Here is a 16,731-nt window from a genome sequence, read left to right as displayed (position 1 = left end):
GGCAGCGAACGTATCCCGCGGGCCCCACGGCTCGTCTTCTCAGGAGGCCTCATGGCGCCCGCCACGTCCCTGCTCACCGACCACTACGAACTGACGATGGTGGAGGCGGCCCTTGCCGCAGGTACCGCCAGCCGCCGCTCCGTCTTTGAGGTCTTTGCCCGCCGCCTCCCGGAGGGCCGCCGCTACGGCCTACTGGCCGGCACCGGCCGCGTCCTGGAGGGCCTGGCGGACTTCCGCTTTGGTACGGCGGAGCTGGATTTTTTGGCCGATCGCAAGGTCGTCAACGAACGGACCCTGAACTGGCTGGCTGACTTCAGCTTTAAGGGCACCATCACCGGCTACGCGGAGGGCGAGATCTACTTCCCCGGATCGCCGCTACTGCAGGTGGAATCCACCTTTGCCGAGGCCTGCATCCTGGAGACCTACCTGCTCTCCGTGCTCAACTTCGACACGGCCGTGGCCTCCGCCGCGTCCCGCATGATCGCGGTGGCGGATGATCGGCCCTGCATCGAAATGGGATCACGGCGCACCCACGAGCACTCCGCCGTGGCAGCCGCCCGCGCCGCCATCATCGCCGGGTTTGGCGCCACCTCCAACCTGGAGGCAGGTCGCAGCTACGGCCTGCCCACCACCGGCACCGCCGCGCACTCCTTCACCCTGCTTCATGACTCTGAGCGGGAGGCCTTCCAGGCCCAGGTCGCGACGCTCGGTCAGGGCACCACGCTGCTCGTGGACACCTACGACGTGGAGCAAGGCGTGCGCACCGCCGTGGAGGTGGCCGGGCCGGAGTTGGGCGGCGTGCGCCTGGATTCCGGCGATCTGGTGGAGCAGGCGCGCTGGGTGCGCTCGCTCCTGGATGAGCTGGGCAATACCAACACGCGCATCGTGGTGACCTCTGATCTGGACGAGTACGCGATTGCCTCGCTGCGCTCCGCCCCGGTGGACGCGTACGGCGTGGGCACGCAGCTGGTGACCGGCTCCGGGCACCCCACGGCCGGCATGGTCTACAAGCTGGTCTCCCGCGAGGGCAACGACGGGCAGTGGAAGGACGTGGCCAAGGCCGCTATTGGCAAGGCCAGCGTGGGCGGGCGCAAGAGTGCCTACCGCCGCCTGAACGAGCGCGGGCGCGCCACGGCGGAGGTGGTGGGGATCGACGAGACCCCGGAACGCACCGAGCGCGATCGCGATCTGATTGTCCCCCTGGTAGTTGACGGTGAGCTGCAGCCCGGCTTCACGGGGGCGGACGGCGTGAAGCGCGCCATTGAGCGCCGCAAGGCCTCCATCGAGGAACTCCCCGGCGCCGCGCGCCAGATGCTGCGTGGCGAGCCGGTCATCCCGACCGTCTTTGTGGACGAGCACTGAGGTAAGGCCATGACCAACGCGCTGATCATCGTGGACGTCCAAAACGACTTTTGCGAGGGCGGCGCGTTGGCGGTGGACGGCGGCACGGCGGTCGCGGGTCGCATCGCCGAGCTGTTGGGGCGCGGCGCGGAGGCCGCGGGTTTTGACCACGTGGTCGCCACGCAGGATTGGCACATCGATCCAGGGGCGCACTTCTCCGCGAACCCCGACTTTGTGCGCTCCTGGCCGGTGCACTGCGTGGCGGGCACGCACGGCTCCGCCTGGCATCCCGCGCTGGCGCCCGTGGCCGGCGCGGTGGAGGCCTGGGTCCGCAAGGGCCGCTACGAGGATGCCTACTCCGGTTTTGAGGGGCGCGCCCTGACGCCCTCCGCATCCGAGGCGGCCGAGCCCGGCCCCAGCGACCCGGTTCCGGGTGAGCCGCTGGCGGCCTGGCTGGGCTCCCGCGGGGTCTCGCAGGTCACGGTGGTGGGCCTTGCGACGGACTTTTGCGTCAAGGCCACAGCGCTCGACGCCGTTGGGCTGGGTCTGGACGTCACGGTGCGGCCCAGCCTGGTCGCCGCGGTGCATCCCGACGCCACCGAGGAGGTCTTCGCTCAGCTGCGGGCCGCCGGGGTGAGCATTTCGCGGTAGGTTCGCACGCGGCGTCGGGCACCGTCCCAGCGCCCAGACACTGCGAAGCTTGACTACTGGCCCAGCGGCAACGGGCGAAGCCACGCACTGGTGTGCACGGAGACCACCTCTTGGTTGCTCCCGCCCCATTCCACGTCCAGGCCGGTGGCGCGCAGGGCCGCGGCGAGCGCGCCGCCCGCCGTGATCTCCGCCCTGTCGATCGTGGCCAGCCACTGCACCTGGGCGTCCTTGTCCCCGCCCGTGGCCCGCTCCAGGAGCTCCGGTGTGAACCACTGCGGCAGCTGGCCGTCCAGATAAGAAAAGGCCAGGTCAAGGCGATGCGCGCGGTCCACCCGCATCAGGTCAGCGAGGGAACTCATGCCGTAGAAGCGATCCTCCGGGCCGTGCTCGTGCTCCACGGCCTCCAGCGCCACGTCCCGGCAGCAGTCAACGCCAATGCGGCTCACCACACCTTGAGTGGCCAGGGCGCGCAGGGCCGCGTCCACCTTGGCCTCGTCTCCGCCACCCGTGGCGAGGGGCGCGCGGTCTGCCCACGCGTCGTCGAGCACCTGATCCGCTGCCTCCTGAGCGCAACCGACCTGCTCCGCGTAGTGGCGCACCACCCGCCGCGCCTGCGCCTGGTTCAGGTGCCCCGTATAGATCAAGTCCTTGGCGTAGACGCGCACAAAGAAGGCGGCGGCCTCTGGGTCCTCCACCATCTGCTGGCCCTCCGGCATGAGGCAGGTGCGCCAGTGTCCGGACTCCAACGGGTCAGTGGAGGGAGGCTGGACGGGTGTGGGCATGGCGCGCCTTTCTCGGTGGGCAAACAGGCATCCATTGCATCACGGACGCCGGGGCAGTACCTCGCTAGAAATCACCAGGGGCGGCCTGCAGACAGGTGAGACCGCGGCGCCGCCACATGTCCACCACCTGCTGCCTGTCATCCACCACTCCCAGGACCCGGTAACGCGTGAGAATCTCGCGATCCAGGATCTCCTCCTTGACCACGTCGTCCCTGCGCTGATCATCATCCGGGCGCATGTAGAGCGCATCAAAGGGGATCCCGTGAAAGACCAGCCAGGTCTCGGTGCCGCGACGCGCGCGCTCATTGCGGCCGGAGGCGATCACCATCCGATCCACCCCTGGGTGCGCGGCCAGCGCCTGCGCCAGTTGGACCACCGGCGAATGGGGCTGATCCTCCGAGACGCGCCCCATGTCATACGGGGACCGCCCACCCATCAGCGCGAGCGTGCCGTCCATGTCGAAGATCCAACAGGTGGGGAGCTCTGGGGCGGAGGGCATGCCTCTATGGTGCCGCATGCTGAGGCCCGACGGCGTTCAGTCCAGTTCGCGGATGAGGTGGCGGGTGCGCGGGCTGGCTGGGCGCTTGGTCGCCACGCCTCACTCGCCCTGCAGGCTGGTCGGGTGATCCCCGGATTCCCCGGTACCGCCCGCCCCACCCAACCGCAGGGCACCTAGCCTCTCAGCCACCAGCGGTTCGTGGGTTGCCACCACCACGGCCGTCCCGGCGTCCCTGGCCCGCTCCAGTAGCGCCACCATGCGACTCCTCGCATGGGAATCCAGCCGGCGCTCCGGCTCGTCGATGATGAGCACGTCCACCGGGCGCAGGGCCGTGCACAGCAGCTCCACGGCCTGCTTCTGGCCGGAGGAAATCTCATCCGAGTAGTGGCTCAGCAGGCCACCCATCCCCCACCGTTCCAGCTCCTCGGCCGCCTGTCCGGCATCCAAGCTGGGCCAGGCAGCCTCCAGCATCTGGAAGTGCTCACCCACGGTGAGCTCGGGGAAGAGAAGGTCCCCTCCCAGATGGACGGAGAGGGAGGGAGGTTCCGGACCAAACCAGGCCACCGTCCCGGCGTCGGGCTGTTCCTCACCCGCCAAGACGCGCAAGAGGGAGGTCTTGCCAGCGCCATTGTGGCCCGTGATGGCCAGCGACTCTCCCGCGCCAACGCGCAGGCTGGTGGGGTGCAGGCGCATCCGAGGCTCGGCGCCCAGAGCCGCGTCCTGCGCCATCAGGGCGCCGTGACCCACATCGCTCTCGAAAGGGGTCCTCACATGAGGGAGTTCGCCTCGCATGCGCCCACCCTACCGACGCCCCACGAACCATCCCTGCAGTTTCTCCAGCCGCGCCTGCAACTGCTCCGCGGAGGCCTGCGCCACGGCCGGCCCGCCACACACGCTGCGCAGCTTGGTATGCACCTGCCCGTGCGGGGTCCCCGTGCGCGCGGCCCAGGCCGCCACGGACTTGGAGAGCTGGCCGCGCAGCTCCATCAGCTGGCGGTGATCCACTGCCTCCGGCGGCTCCACGGGGCCGGAGCCTGGCACCTTCTTGCGCCGCGAGACTTGCTCCGCCTGGCGTTGGCGCAGCAGCAGGCCCACCTGGTCTGCGTCCAGGAGCCCGGGGATGCCGAGGTAGTCCTGCTCGTCCTCGGAGCCCATGGAGCCACCCATGCCAAACTCCGCGCCGTCAAAGAGCACGCGGTCAAAGCTGGCGTCGGATTGCAGCGCCTCAAACTTGCCCTGGTTCAGATCATCAGAGGCCTTGTCCTCGCGATTGGCCGCAGCCAGTTCTGCCTCTTCCTGGGACGCACCAAACTCCTCCGTGACGCCGTTGGTGGGCCGGTCAAGGGCGTGATCGCGCTCCACCTCCATCTCATTGGCGAGCGTGGTGAGGATGGGCACGGACGGCAGGAAGACGGAGGCCACCTCGCCGCGCTTGCGCGAGCGCACAAAGCGGCCAACTGCCTGGGCAAAGAAGAGCGGCGTGGAGGTGCTGGTGGCATAGACACCCACGGCCAGGCGTGGCACGTCTACCCCCTCTGACACCATGCGCACGGCCACCATCCAGCGCTGATCCCCGGCTGAGAACGCGTCGATCTTCTTGGAGGCCTTGGCGTCATCTGAGAGCACCACCGTGGTCTTCTCGCCCGTGATGGCCTGCAACAACTTGGCGTACGCCTTGGCGTCTTCGTGGTCCGTGGCGATGACCAGGCCGGCAGCGTCCGGAATGGAGCGGCGCACCTCGGTGAGGCGGCGATCCGCCGCGGCCAGGACCGAGGGGATCCATTCGCCCTCTGGGTTCAGCGCCGTGCGCCAGGCGTGCGCGGTGATGTCCTTGGTGGAGCCGCCGCCCAGCTGCGCCTCCATCTCCTCCCCGGAGGAGGTGCGCCAGCGCATGTTGCCGGAGTAGGCCATGAACAGCACCGGGCGCACCACATGGTCCTTGAGCGCGTCGCCATAGCCGTAGGTGTAGTCAGCCTTAGAGCGGCGGATGCCGTCCGGGTCCTCCTGATAGTCCACAAACGGGATCTGCGCGGTGTCTGAGCGGAAGGGGGTGCCCGTCAGTGAGAGGCGTTTGACCGCCGGCTCAAAGGCCTCACGGATGCCGTCTCCCCAGGAGAGCGCATCCCCCGCGTGGTGCACCTCATCCAGGATCACCAGGGTTTTGGCTGCCTCCGTCTTGGCACGGTGCAGTAGCGGCTTGTTGGCCACCTGCGCGTAGGTCACGGCCACGCCGATGAATCCCTTGCCGTGGCGGCCATCCGCATTCTTAAAGTTGGGATCCAAGGAGATGCCAATGCGCGCGGCCGCGTCTGCCCACTGCGTCTTCAGGTGATCCGTCGGGGCCACTACGGTGATGCGGTTGATCCGCCCGGCCTCCACCATCATGGCTGCCACACGGAGGGCGAAGGTGGTCTTACCCGCGCCCGGCGTCGCGACGGCAAGAAAGTCTTTCTCGGGTGATTCAAAGTAGCGTTCCAGCGCCTCTGCCTGCCATTGGCGCAGCTTTGGTGCGGTACCCCACGCGGCCTTGGCCGGGTACGCGGGAGGCATGTCCTCGCCCACAGAGAACAGGGCATCGGACATGAGGCGGCTCCTTCAGGGGTAGATCTCTGCGTGGCGGCGTGACGCGCGTCAAGGCCGGCGGTACTGCTTCCCCGGGGATACACGGGGCACGACGGCGCGTGGTGACCTCGCCAGGACGGGTCACCACGCGCGCGCGGTCACTTTTTCTTGTCGTCCTTGCTACCGCGCAAGCCCTGGTAGATGGCCTTGCAATCGGGGCACACGGGGAACTTCTCAGGGTCACGCCCGGGGACCCAGACCTTGCCGCACAGGGCAATGACGGGGTCACCGGTCATGGCCGATTCCATGATCTTCTCTTTACGCACGTAGTGCGAGAAGCGCTCATGATCACCCGGCTCGGCGTCCTGGAGCACGCGCTCCCGCTCGATCACGGTGGAACCACCGCGGCCGGGCGTGCTGGGATCATCCAGGAACGGATCAGGAGGAAGACTCATGCGATCCATTCTAGACCGCCAGTCTGACGGAGTGCTGAGGCGGCGCGCGCTAGCGGTTCACCATCACGGCCTGCATCAACTCCGGCATGCGCCGCTCCATCCATCGGCCACCGATGCGCACCCCAAGCGCCGCCAGGACGATTCCCAGCACCAGGCCAACGGCCAGGGTCACCCACGACCACAGCGGATCCCCTGTGACGAGCGAGGCCACATAGAAACCCAGTGTGGGTGCGCAGAAGACCAGGATGGCCAGGAACAGCGCGGACTGAGTCAGCGCCATGCGCATGCCGGTCCCCGGAGGCGTCTTGAAGGGAGAGTCGCCCGGCAGCGGCACCGAATAGGTCCAGCGGGCGGAGGCCACGGAAGCCAACCCGGCGGAGGTCAGCAGGGCACCCAAACCGGCGCCCAGGCCGCCCGGAAGCTGGTTCCAGTCCCCGCTCACGCCCAGCGGCACCAGGATGGCCAACAGCGTCAGCGGGATGCCAATCACCATCAAAGCCACCACACGTCCAAGCCGGTCCGCCGCCCCGGAGACTCCCGCGAGCACGTGGGAGGAGAACGCGGTGGAATCGTAGGAGATATCCGCGGAGATGGAGAAGCCCAAGACCGCACCGATCAGCGGTCCAAGCACCAACGCGAAACTAAAACCGCCGTCAGCCGAATCGCTGTTCAGGCTGGGGATCACAAAGACGTAGAGAATCACGAGCATGGGAACGATCGCCAGCGAGGCGGCGTAGCGGGGATCCTTGAGCCAGTAAGTCGTGGCGCGTCCTGCCACGGCGCCCCAGGGGGTGGCGGGGAAGCGCCCCACCCAGCCCAGGCCCTTCACAGCGGCCGCAGACTTGATCCGCGGCGGGGTCACGATGGCCCGGCGCAGGTAGTGGGTGTACCCCCACCCCGCCAGAATCAGGGAGGCCACTCCCACGATCAGGCCAAGTCCCAAGGCAAGGTAGTCGCCACGCTCAAGCGAGTACGCCAGGCCTCCAAAGGCACCAAAGGGCGTGTAGCGCACCCAGTCCGCCACGGCGGGCAGGATGCTGCCCACGGCCTCGCCATTGCGGCCCACCTGCGCAATCGCAGGCCCCGCAAAGGCAATGGGGATGAAGAGAAGCAGGGAGGCCACCTCTCGGACACCGCGGCGCGTGGCCATGGTGCCGGCGATGGAGATGCCTAGCCGCGCCACCAGTTGCGCGAAGAAGGCCCCGACGATGGCCCCTAACACGGAGAGAACCAGCGCCACAGGTGCGCTGAGATATGCCAAGGAAGTCAGCATCAGGAACAGCAGCGTGGCGAGTCCCGGCACGCCGATGAAGCCGGCCAGGAGCAGCCCCAGTGCCAGGGTCCGGCTGGGAATCGGGAAGAGCGCAAAGCGCTGGGGATCCATGGAGCCATCCATCCCCGTAAAGAACACGGGAATGATGGCCCAGCCAAGCACCACGGCGGCAGAGGCAAGGACGGCAATGGAGCCCGCCAGCTGCGGCGAGTTGGCGCCAAGAAATGCCAAGCCCACTCCGGCCATCACAATGACGCCGAGCGCGTACAAGGCGCCAATGATGGCGCCCACCAGCTGCCAGGGACTGCGCTTGAACCCGTTGGTAAAGAGCGCCCAGCGCAGGGAGATTAGCTGCGCAACCATGACAGCCCCTCCCCCGTGCCACGCCCGCCGACCAGGTCAACAAAGCGCTCCTCAAGGCTGAGGCCGCCGCGCACCTCATCCACGGTTCCGGAGGCGCGCAGCTGCCCGTCCGCGATCACCGCGACGTGGGTACACATGCGCTGGACCAGGTCCATGACGTGGCTGGAGACCAGCACTGTCCCTCCGTTGGCCACGTACTGGTTCAAGATGTCGCGAATGTTGGCCGCGGACACCGGATCCACGGCTTCAAAGGGCTCATCAAGCACCAACACGCGGGGGGCGTGAATCATGGCACAGGCCAGCGCGACCTTCTTGGTCATGCCTGCCGAGTAGTCCACCACCAGCTTGTCCCCGGCGTCTTCCAGGTCCATGACGCGCAGCAGGTCGTTGGTGCGCTGATCCACCTCATCCGCTGGCATGCCGCGCAGCCGGCCCGTGTACGTCACCAGTTGGCGCCCGGACAGCCGGTCAAAGAGGCGCACGCCGTCCGCAAGCACGCCCAGGCGGCGCTTGGCCTCCATGGGGTCTGCCCAGACGTCCACGCCGTGCACCGATGCCTGGCCGGCGTCCGGGCGCAGCAGCCCGGTGAACATGGACAGCGTGGTGGTCTTACCCGCGCCGTTGGGCCCCACCAGGCCGTAGAAGGAGCCGCTGGGAACATCAAGCGGGAACGGTGAGACGGCCCGGTGCTGGCCAAACATCTTGACGAGACCGCGCAGGCTGACCGCGGCTTGCGGATCCAGCGGCGGCATGGCCTGTTGCTGTGGTTGCTTTTCGTAGGGCGACGGCGCGCCAAACGCTGGACCTGGGGTGGGCTGCGAAGGAGTGCTCATGGCAACGATTCAAGCATGCACCGCGCCGCCCGTGGGGCTGAGGCTGCCCGGTTCACTCCTGCGGCGGAGAAAGATCATCCGACCGGATGAACGCACATGCCCGGCCCTCGGTGAGCGGGCCGGGCATCAAGGACTCTGACTGTGCAGTGCCCCCCCACGTTGTCAGGGCAGGCTTAGAAGAGCGTGCCCGCCAGCTTGCCGCGCGCGGACATGACGCGGGGATCCTGCTGGCCCACCACGCCAAAGAGCTCCACCAGGTGGGCGCGTGCCGGCTCCCGGGACTCGTCATGGTGACGGGCAATGAAGGAGATGAGTCGCTTGAACGCGTCCTCCACATGGCCCCCCACCACATCCAGGTCCGCCACATCAAGCTGCGCCTGCAGCTCATCCGGCTGGGAAGCGGCGGCCGCACGGACTGCGGTGGCCTCCATGGCGTTCACGCGCTCCAGCAGGCGCACGCGGTGCAGGCCCACCACCGCCTCGTCATCGCCCGGGTTCTGCGTGATGGCGGCCTCGTAGATACCGGCAGCCCCGTCAAAGTCGGCCGCGGAGGTGAGCGCCTCAGCCTCGGCAAAGCGCGACGGTGCCGCTTCTTCCGCAGCGCCCTCGTTGAGGGGCGGAACCGAGCCGGACATGCCCTGCTGAATCGCCACTCCCTGCAGCTCCTGCAACATGGCGGCGATCTGCGTCGCATCCACTGGACCAACGAAGAGCGGCATGGGGCGCCCGCCCAACACGGCGTAGACGGCGGGGATCTGCTGCACCTGCAGCGCCTGCGCGATCCGGGGCTGGGCCTCCGCATCCGCAAAGCCAAGGACCATGCGTCCCTGCTCCGCGTCCACTGCCTCGATGAGGTCCTTGCGCATCTGCGCCGCCTCTGGCACCCGCTCGCTCATGACGGCGAGCAGGACCGGCACGCGACTAGAGGCCTGCACCAGGTCCTGGAAACCGGCCTCGTCGAGTTCAATGCTCCAGCGACCCACCACCGGGCCGCCGCCCTGAGCACCCGCCCCCACGCCGTCGAGCGTTCCCTTGGCCTGCCCCGGCTGACCGGGGCCACCCCGGCCAGAGAGGTCTACCGCTCCGTGGGAGGAAGCGGGCTGCTGGCTGGCGGGCGCGCCGGACGGAATGCTCATGCGTGATGCTCCTGAGAAAGTCTGAGGCTGGGCGGGTGAGGTGAAGTTCAGGGGGCGCGGGTTAGCGCAGTTCCACGGACTCGATCATGTAGGAATTGCCCACAAGCGAGATCTTCTCCCCCGAGCCGGCGGCCGGGATGTGGAAGAAGACCGGCATGCGGTAGGTCGTGACGACCTTCTTGTCCGTGGATCCGGTGCCCGCGAACTCCTTGGCGGGGCTGGGCAGCGTGATCTTGCCGTCCTTCTGCGCGGACGCCGTGGTGGTCTGCGTGATGTAGCCGGAGACCAGGCTGCCGCCCTTGGGCGTGGTGAGCACGCGGGTGGCGTCAGAGTCCACGGAGAAGTCCATGTCGAAGCTGCCCTTTTGCTTGTCCGATTCGAGCTCCTTGCGGGACTCCGCGGTCTTGGCACGCCACTGCGTCACAAAGACGTTGTTCTCAAACTTGCCGGCCCAGCTGCTCTTCTCGTCCTTGAGCCAATCGGCAAAGCCGTCCAGCGTCTCGGCGGGGGTGGCCACCAGGCGGCCTGCGGTGGCCGTCTCCGTAGTCACGCCGGAGGATCCCACTGCCGCGCCGGGGAACGTGGCCTCGGGCACCATCGGGACGGCCTCTAGCACCTTGTAATTGCTGCGGGCGTTTTCCTGCTCCAGGGTGATGGCCACCGGGTAGGTCTGTCCCTCTCCCTGCGTGAGCACCATCATGAGGCGCGGCCAGTCCTTGGTCGTGGTGACAGCGGCCGCGCGAATGGGGCTCGCGGAGATGGGAGGCACCGCGTTGTCCGCGAACTTGGCCTTCTTCTTCAGCGCGTCGTAGTAGCCCTTGCGCAGTTCAAGCGCCTTGCCGGTAAAGCGGGACTCCAACAGCTTGGCGTCCTTGGCCTCGTCGCCCTCCTTAGCGGCGGCGGAGACGGAGGTCAGGATGCGCTGCAGCTGGGCGTCCACCACCACCGGCTCACCGGTCGGGGCAGCCGACTCAGACGCGCTCCCACTGGGGGACGCGGATCCTGCTGGGGACGAGCTGGCCGCACCGGAACTGGCCGGCGCCGTCACAGACTCGCTGGGGCTGGGGCTGGCGGTTTCCGCCCAGGCGGGGGTGCCGGGCAGCGTCAGCGCCACGGTGGCCAGCACGGCGCCACCCACCACCCGAAGGCGACGCTGCAGCGGGTTCGGCTTGCCCTGCGGCGCGGCGGTGTTCTCTGCGGGGTCCGTGCCAGCGGGGTTCCCGGGGCGCTGCCACGGCTTGGGCGCGGACTGGTTGCCGGACGTGCCCTCCACGGGGCTCCCGGGGCGCTGCCACGGCTTGGGTCCGGAGGAGCCGCCGGGCTGATCATCATCGGGGGTGTCGGAATCGTCCTTGGAGTCGGTCTGCACGGACTCCTCCTTCTCAGCGCTCGTAGCGTCATCGCCATCAGCGACCACGGGATGCGTCGCGGTCCGGTCCTCGGAGGCAGCGGTGCCCAGGTTCGCGCCGGCGCCAACGCCAGCACCAAGGCCCGGTCCGCCGCCGTCGCCCGGCTCGTCAGCCGAGGGAACCTGTGCCAGCTGGCCCGTGTGGATCCCGCGGCGCTCCATGTCACGCATCTGGCGACGCGTCAGCGGCGCGGCCGGTTCGTCCGAGGCGCCTGCCTCGGAAGGCGGCACGGCAGTGAAGCCGCCAATCTGCGTCTCGTCCCAGGCCGGGTCTTGGCCCAGTTCGCGGTTGCGTGCGTCGATCATGCTCGGCGCGGCCGCGGCGGGATCTGCCACGGTGACCTGGCGCAGCTGCCCCGTGCGGGGGGCCGCAGGGTCGCGGTCGGAGCCGCCCCGGCGCTTGTTCTTCTTGCCGCCAAAGTAGATTGCCACCGCCAGCGCGATCAGGAAGATGCCCGCGACCAGCGGGAGGATGGCGCGGCTCCACTTCGATGCCGTGGTTGCCTGGGGGTTGTCCCAGGTCATGGAAATGTCCATGGGAGCGGCGCTGGTGCCGTCCGTGGCGAGCATCAGGGTCCAGTCGCCGTCCGCCGGCGCCGTCCACGTGGCGCCGTCCCAGGCGCCCTGGTGCTTCTCCTCGCTGACCCACAGATCGGAGCCGGCCGGATTGGGCGAGGATTCCTGCCCGGGGCGCTGCTCCACCTTGAGCACGTGGCTGTCGGTATCAACACCGCTGATGACGTTCGCGGCGGAGTCACCAATCCACGCGTCAACATCGTCCTGACGCCCCACGACGGAGAGGAATTCGCCCTCCGCACGGATGCTGAGTTTGGCGCCGTTTCCGGTGGTATCGCGGACGGCCTGAGTGATCAAGGTCACCGGAGCCTGCCCGACGCCGCTTGGAACGGCAGCGGTCAGCGTCGCCGCAGGCGCAAGGAAGGTCACCTGACCAATCCCCCAGACGATGCCAACGGCACCCATCAGGAGAAGCAGAAGGGAGAGAATACGGCGCACTAGGGGTTCCTCTGGGGTGTCGACACGGCACCGAAGGACATCGGCGCACGGAACTTGTCTATCTTAAACAAGCAGTCTGTGCCGTGCCTGAAAGACGCGCTCGGCCACCAAAGAACCTTGCGCCCTCCCGGCACCGCTAATCTGGGGTCTATGAACGTCTCCGATCCCTCTCCCGCGCCCTCTTCCGAGGACCCGGAGCACGGAACCGCCGCTGCGCCCGCTGACTCGACGCCAGCGTCGTCGACCGCTCACCCTGACGCGGACACCGCCACCCAGGACGCCGCACACGGCGCCGGAGGTGGCCTGGCGCCCAAGTGGTTGTCCAAGTTGTTGCGCACCAAGCAGCAGGAAGAGGACGAGGACACGGATGAGCTGCCGGAGTCCGTGCGGGATCTCTTCACGCTGCGCCCGGTGCGCACCGGGTTTGGGCTCGCCATCGGCGTCGCGATCGCGCTGATGTTGTGGCTGGTTCTCTCCAGCCTGACTCAGCTGCTGATGTGGATTGCCGTCGCGCTGTTCATCGCGCTTGGCCTGGATCCCATCGTCCGCTTCTTTGAGAAGCGCAAGTGGCCCCGGGCAGTGGGCGTCGGAGTGGTCATCGTCCTGCTCCTGGCCCTGGCAGGGGCGTTCCTCGCGACCCTGATTCCCGCACTGGTCACGCAGATCAGTCAGCTGGCGCAGCGCGCGCCAGAGATCATTGACGCCGTCACTACCAACCCGACCATCCAACAATGGGATCAGCAGTTCCATCTGGTGGATCAGGCACAGGAGCAGGTGGAGAAGGTCCTTCGGGACTCCTCCGCCATGGGCGGGGTCTTCAACGGCGTGATCGGCGCGGGTAACTTCGTGGGTCAGGCGGCGTTCGGCACGCTCATTGTGCTGGTGCTTGCCGTGTACTTCCTGGTCTCCCTTCCCGGACTCAAGGCCTTTGTGTACTCCCTGGTGCCGCGCTCGCGCCGCAAGCGCACCCGCGAACTGGGTGACGAGATCACCCGCAGCGTCGGCAACTACGTCATGGGCCAGGCCACCGTGGCCCTGTGCAACGCGCTCCTGGCGTTCATCCTCATGAGCATCCTGAACGTGCCCTACCCCTCCCTGCTGGCCCTATGCGTGGCCATCCTGGCGTTCATCCCGTTGGTCGGTGGCGTGGTGGCCGGCGTTCTGGTGGTGCTCGTGACGCTCTTTAGCAGCGGCTGGCAGCCAGCGCTGGTGTACGCCATCTGCTACTTCGCCTACCTGCAGGTGGAGGCGTACTTCGTCTCTCCCAAGATCATGGCCCGCGCCGTCAAGGTGCCCGGGGCCGTTGCCGTCATCGCGGTGATCGCCGGCGGCACCCTGCTCGGCGTGGCCGGAGCGTTGATGGCCATCCCGTTTGCCGCCGCGGTCATGCTGCTGGTCAAGGAAGTCTGGGTCAAGCGCCAGGAACGGCGCTGACCGAGGGGCCGCGGTCCGGCTCACGCCGGGGCTGCTCACCCCGGGCGGCTTAGGCCGCTGCGGTCGCCACCGGCCCGGTGACCTGCCCCGGAAGCTGCACCGCGTCGTCGCCCAGGACCGCGTCCACGATTTCCTGGTGCGCCCGGCGCACATACTTCTCCCCCACCCAAAGGTGCTTTGCGCCGTCGATGCCCACCACCGCGGCACCCGGCGCGTGGGCGCCAAAGCGCTCCGCGGCCTCGGCCGGGCGCAGGTAGTCGTCAAACTCGGGGACCAGGGCGGTGAGCGGCAGGCCGCTTGCCTCCCAGGTCGCCAGGTCGGCGTCGCCGGCGCGGTGCAGGGGCGGGGACAGCAACACCGCGCCGCGGATCTGTTCCGCCACGGCGGGAAGCGTCCCGTACTTCAGCGTCAGCTCCGTGCCAAAGCTCCAGCCCACCAGCCAGGGGTTCGGCAGCCCGCGCTCGCGCACAAAATCCATCGCGGCCAGCACGTCCGCCCGCTCGCCGTCGCCCTCCTCAAACTGCCCCTCTGAGCAGCCGCGTGGCGAGCATGTGCCGCGCGTGTTGAAACGCAGCACGGCCAGCCCAGCCAGGGAGGGCAGGCGCCATGCTGCCTTGCGGTACACGTGGGAGTCCATGAAGCCGCCGTGGGTCGGCAGCGGGTGCAGGGTGACCAGGGTGGCCCGTGGCTGCCCCTCTGCCGGGAGCGCCAACTCGCCGACCAGCGTGAGCCCGTCCTCGGTGTGCAGCTCAATGTCCTCGCGTAGCGCGGGCAGAATCGTGTTGGAGCGCAACTGAACCGGCTCACGCTCGTAGCGGTAGACGGGGCGCGCGGGGGTGGCGGGAGTCTGAGTCACCCCACCATCCTAGGCACCGGAGCGGCTGGTGTGAGCGCCGAGCTAGCGGCGGGCTAGCGGCTGGCGAGCGGTTGCCTAGCGGCGGGCTAGCGCCGGGGAGAGTGATTTTCCCAGCAGCGCTGGTGCCAGTGCCTGCGGTCCGCCTCCACCTGCGCGTCCGATCGCGGCCCGTCCGCCCGCCAGGTCACCACGTGCGAGACCCCCGGCCTGATCACCTGCTGGCACCCCGGGCAGCGATACTCCTTCGCCGCGGCATAGGAGGGGATCGCGCGCACATGCCACGATCCGTCGGCAAAGTGCTGCAGCGTGGACAGCCCGTGATGGCGCCACCCCTCCTGGCCGTCCAGGTCCCAACCGCCGCCGGTCACCGGCCGGTTTGCCTGCCGACCGGAGGGGCGCTGCGACGAGCGCCCCGAGGATCGGCGCGGCTTGGGATGGTTGGAGCGTGGCACGTGCGCCATTCTCTCACCGTGGTCACGGCGCCGGGGCACCGCTGCGTGTGAGGTGCCCGACGCCGCGTGGTCGGGTGCCGCCTGACGGCGTCGGGCCGCTGGTACACACCACCGCGCGGTGACCGATGTGCCCGCCCCTCCCCCGGTGCCGCCTGGCGGCTCAGGGCCGGCCGCGCCGGTAGGATCAATGGCGTGCGTTTGGTAATAGCGAAGTGCTCCGTTGACTATGAAGGGCGTCTGCGCGCCCATTTGCCGCTGGCCAAGCGCCTGCTGATGGTGAAGGCGGATGGATCGGTGCTGATCCACTCGGACGGCGGCAGCTATAAGCCGCTGAACTGGATGAGCCCCCCGGCCACCATGCATGCCAAGGGGCCGTCCGAGGAGGAACGCGCCGAGGGCGTGGTGGAGGTCTGGCGAGTGCAACACTCCAAGACCGACGATCACCTCACCATCCGGATTACCGAGAAAATCTCTGATACCTCTCATGATTTGGGCGTGGATCCCGGGCTCATCAAGGACGGCGTGGAGGCGGACCTTCAGCGCCTGCTGGCAGAACAGATTCACCTGATCGGATCCGGCTCAACGCTGGTGCGGCGGGAGTACATGACCGCGATCGGTCCCGTGGACATCCTTGCCCGGGACGGGGATGGCTCTTCGATTGCCGTGGAGCTCAAGCGCCGCGGCGACATTGACGGGGTGGAGCAACTCACCCGTTACCTGGAGCTCATGAATCGGGACCCGTTGCTTGCCCCGGTGCGCGGCATCTTTGCGGCCCAGCAAATCAAGCCGCAGGCCCGCACCCTGGCCGAGGATCGTGGCATCCAGTGCCTGGTCCTGGATTACGACGCGATGCGTGGCGTGGACGATGCCGACTCCCGACTCTTCTGAGATGGAGGGCACCGGCGGCGAGTCCCTGAATGTGCAGACCGCTTGGGCAGATGATGAGGGGCATACCCTCTACCTGAGCGTGCAGGGCTACGAGTTCCCTGGCACCACCGACAGCCAGAATCCCGATTCCCAGTGGCTCAACATTGGGGTTCGGCTCACCGCGCCGGGCTTTGATTCCCGTTTCGCCGAGGCCGCGCTGACCCTGCGTGAGGCTGCCTCGCTCGGAGCCTGGTGGACCTCCCTTGCCGCGACCGCCCCGGGCGAATTGCCCGATCCCCCGCTCACGCTTCTGGACTTCCACGAACCCCTGCTGGCCTTCGGTCTGCGCTCGGTGGACCAGGACGCGGTGCGCCTGGCGATCGTTCTGCCCCAATCCGACGATGAGCCGCGCATCCCCGAGGCCTGGCCGGACGTGCTTGAGGTGGAGGCGGACCGCGAGGACTTGGCGGAGGCGGCCACGGCGTGGTTCACGGCGCTTGAGGCGCTCCCTCCGCGCTCGTAACAGCCTCGCGGACGCTGCCGCAAGCGGGCCTTTCGACGCCAAGCACCCCACAAGCCCGCTTCTCCGCGATAAGCCCGCGTGCACCCCCTCGCCCCGCCGCCCCGAGCACGCCGCCACGCGGGAGTCGACCGAACGCCGTCGCCCACCAACACGCCGCCCCAAGCGGGCCTATCGAAGCCAAGCACCCCACACGTCCGCTTCTCCGCGATAAGCCCGCTTCCCCTCCCCTCGCCCCACCGACCCGGGCACGCCGCCGCCGCACGGGAGGCGACCAGACGCCGT

The 16,731-nt window shown here is 68.3% G+C and carries 16 protein-coding genes; 5 read left to right on the top strand and 11 right to left on the bottom strand.

Features of this window, described 5'->3' with window-relative positions; all coding sequences use genetic code 11:
• The first annotated feature begins 51 nt into the window (after nucleotides 1–51).
• Nucleotides 52–1,362: a nicotinate phosphoribosyltransferase gene (locus DWQ67_RS03345; RefSeq protein WP_121484139.1), complete on the top strand. Its 1,311-nt coding sequence runs from the start codon at nucleotides 52–54 to the stop codon at nucleotides 1,360–1,362.
• A 9-nt stretch (nucleotides 1,363–1,371) separates the two neighbouring features.
• Nucleotides 1,372–1,992, top strand: coding sequence for an isochorismatase family protein (locus DWQ67_RS03340; protein ID WP_121484138.1), 621 nt, complete (start codon nucleotides 1,372–1,374; stop codon nucleotides 1,990–1,992).
• 53 nt (nucleotides 1,993–2,045) lie between these two features.
• Here the strand turns inward: DWQ67_RS03340 and DWQ67_RS03335 are convergent, their stop codons facing one another.
• The 9 genes from DWQ67_RS03335 to DWQ67_RS03295 all read right to left on the bottom strand — a co-directional run bounded on the left by DWQ67_RS03335 (nucleotide 2,046) and on the right by DWQ67_RS03295 (nucleotide 12,317).
• Nucleotides 2,046–2,774 carry a DUF6891 domain-containing protein gene (locus DWQ67_RS03335; protein ID WP_121484137.1) on the bottom strand — a complete coding sequence of 243 codons (729 nt, stop codon included), beginning with the start codon at nucleotides 2,772–2,774 and terminating at the stop codon, nucleotides 2,046–2,048.
• A gap of 64 nt (nucleotides 2,775–2,838) precedes the next feature.
• Complete coding sequence (locus DWQ67_RS03330; protein WP_121484136.1) at nucleotides 2,839–3,273, bottom strand: phosphatase domain-containing protein; 435 nt, start codon at nucleotides 3,271–3,273, stop codon at nucleotides 2,839–2,841.
• Between the two features lie 99 nt (nucleotides 3,274–3,372).
• Nucleotides 3,373–4,044, bottom strand: a complete 672-nt coding sequence (locus DWQ67_RS03325; RefSeq protein WP_158595350.1) for an ABC transporter ATP-binding protein — start codon at nucleotides 4,042–4,044, stop codon at nucleotides 3,373–3,375.
• A gap of 30 nt (nucleotides 4,045–4,074) precedes the next feature.
• Nucleotides 4,075–5,856, bottom strand: a complete 1,782-nt coding sequence (locus DWQ67_RS03320; RefSeq protein WP_121484134.1) for a DEAD/DEAH box helicase — start codon at nucleotides 5,854–5,856, stop codon at nucleotides 4,075–4,077.
• A 137-nt stretch (nucleotides 5,857–5,993) separates the two neighbouring features.
• On the bottom strand, nucleotides 5,994–6,290 hold the full coding sequence (locus DWQ67_RS03315; RefSeq protein WP_121484133.1) for a DUF3039 domain-containing protein: 297 nt from the start codon (nucleotides 6,288–6,290) through the stop codon (nucleotides 5,994–5,996).
• A gap of 49 nt (nucleotides 6,291–6,339) precedes the next feature.
• A complete protein-coding gene (locus DWQ67_RS03310; protein ID WP_121484132.1) occupies nucleotides 6,340–7,926 on the bottom strand; it encodes a transporter in 1,587 nt (528 codons plus the stop codon).
• Nucleotides 7,911–8,759 carry an ABC transporter ATP-binding protein gene (locus tag DWQ67_RS03305; protein WP_121484131.1) on the bottom strand — a complete coding sequence of 283 codons (849 nt, stop codon included), beginning with the start codon at nucleotides 8,757–8,759 and terminating at the stop codon, nucleotides 7,911–7,913. Before DWQ67_RS03305 ends, DWQ67_RS03310 begins: the two co-directional genes overlap by 16 nt.
• Before the next feature lie 173 nt (nucleotides 8,760–8,932).
• Nucleotides 8,933–9,895, bottom strand: coding sequence for a co-chaperone YbbN (locus DWQ67_RS03300; protein ID WP_121484130.1), 963 nt, complete (start codon nucleotides 9,893–9,895; stop codon nucleotides 8,933–8,935).
• A 61-nt stretch (nucleotides 9,896–9,956) separates the two neighbouring features.
• Nucleotides 9,957–12,317, bottom strand: a complete 2,361-nt coding sequence (locus DWQ67_RS03295; RefSeq protein WP_121484129.1) for a hypothetical protein — start codon at nucleotides 12,315–12,317, stop codon at nucleotides 9,957–9,959.
• Between the two features lie 150 nt (nucleotides 12,318–12,467).
• Here DWQ67_RS03295 and DWQ67_RS03290 point away from each other — a divergent pair, with 150 nt between their 5' ends.
• On the top strand, nucleotides 12,468–13,751 hold the full coding sequence (locus DWQ67_RS03290) for an AI-2E family transporter (RefSeq protein WP_121484128.1): 1,284 nt from the start codon (nucleotides 12,468–12,470) through the stop codon (nucleotides 13,749–13,751).
• Nucleotides 13,752–13,800: 49 nt separating this feature from the next.
• Here the strand turns inward: DWQ67_RS03290 and DWQ67_RS03285 are convergent, their stop codons facing one another.
• Nucleotides 13,801–14,607 (bottom strand): alpha/beta hydrolase, encoded by an 807-nt coding sequence (locus DWQ67_RS03285; protein WP_121484127.1) that lies wholly within the window; start codon nucleotides 14,605–14,607, stop codon nucleotides 13,801–13,803.
• 86 nt (nucleotides 14,608–14,693) lie between these two features.
• Nucleotides 14,694–15,059 carry a hypothetical protein gene (locus tag DWQ67_RS03280; RefSeq protein WP_199712580.1) on the bottom strand — a complete coding sequence of 122 codons (366 nt, stop codon included), beginning with the start codon at nucleotides 15,057–15,059 and terminating at the stop codon, nucleotides 14,694–14,696.
• Between the two features lie 192 nt (nucleotides 15,060–15,251).
• Here DWQ67_RS03280 and nucS point away from each other — a divergent pair, with 192 nt between their 5' ends.
• Both nucS and DWQ67_RS03270 read left to right on the top strand, forming a co-directional pair.
• Nucleotides 15,252–15,947: an endonuclease NucS gene (gene nucS, locus DWQ67_RS03275; protein WP_121484125.1), complete on the top strand. Its 696-nt coding sequence runs from the start codon at nucleotides 15,252–15,254 to the stop codon at nucleotides 15,945–15,947.
• Complete coding sequence (locus DWQ67_RS03270; RefSeq protein WP_147433600.1) at nucleotides 15,925–16,449, top strand: WapI family immunity protein; 525 nt, start codon at nucleotides 15,925–15,927, stop codon at nucleotides 16,447–16,449. The genes nucS and DWQ67_RS03270 overlap by 23 nt, the downstream gene beginning before the upstream one ends.
• The last annotated feature ends 282 nt before the right edge of the window (nucleotides 16,450–16,731 follow it).

Source organism: Galactobacter caseinivorans (genome assembly GCF_003640665.1).
GTDB classification, from domain to species: domain Bacteria; phylum Actinomycetota; class Actinomycetes; order Actinomycetales; family Micrococcaceae; genus Galactobacter; species Galactobacter caseinivorans.
The sequence above is the reverse complement of the archived record's forward strand: the minus strand, read 5'-3'. Positions and strand labels throughout refer to the sequence as shown.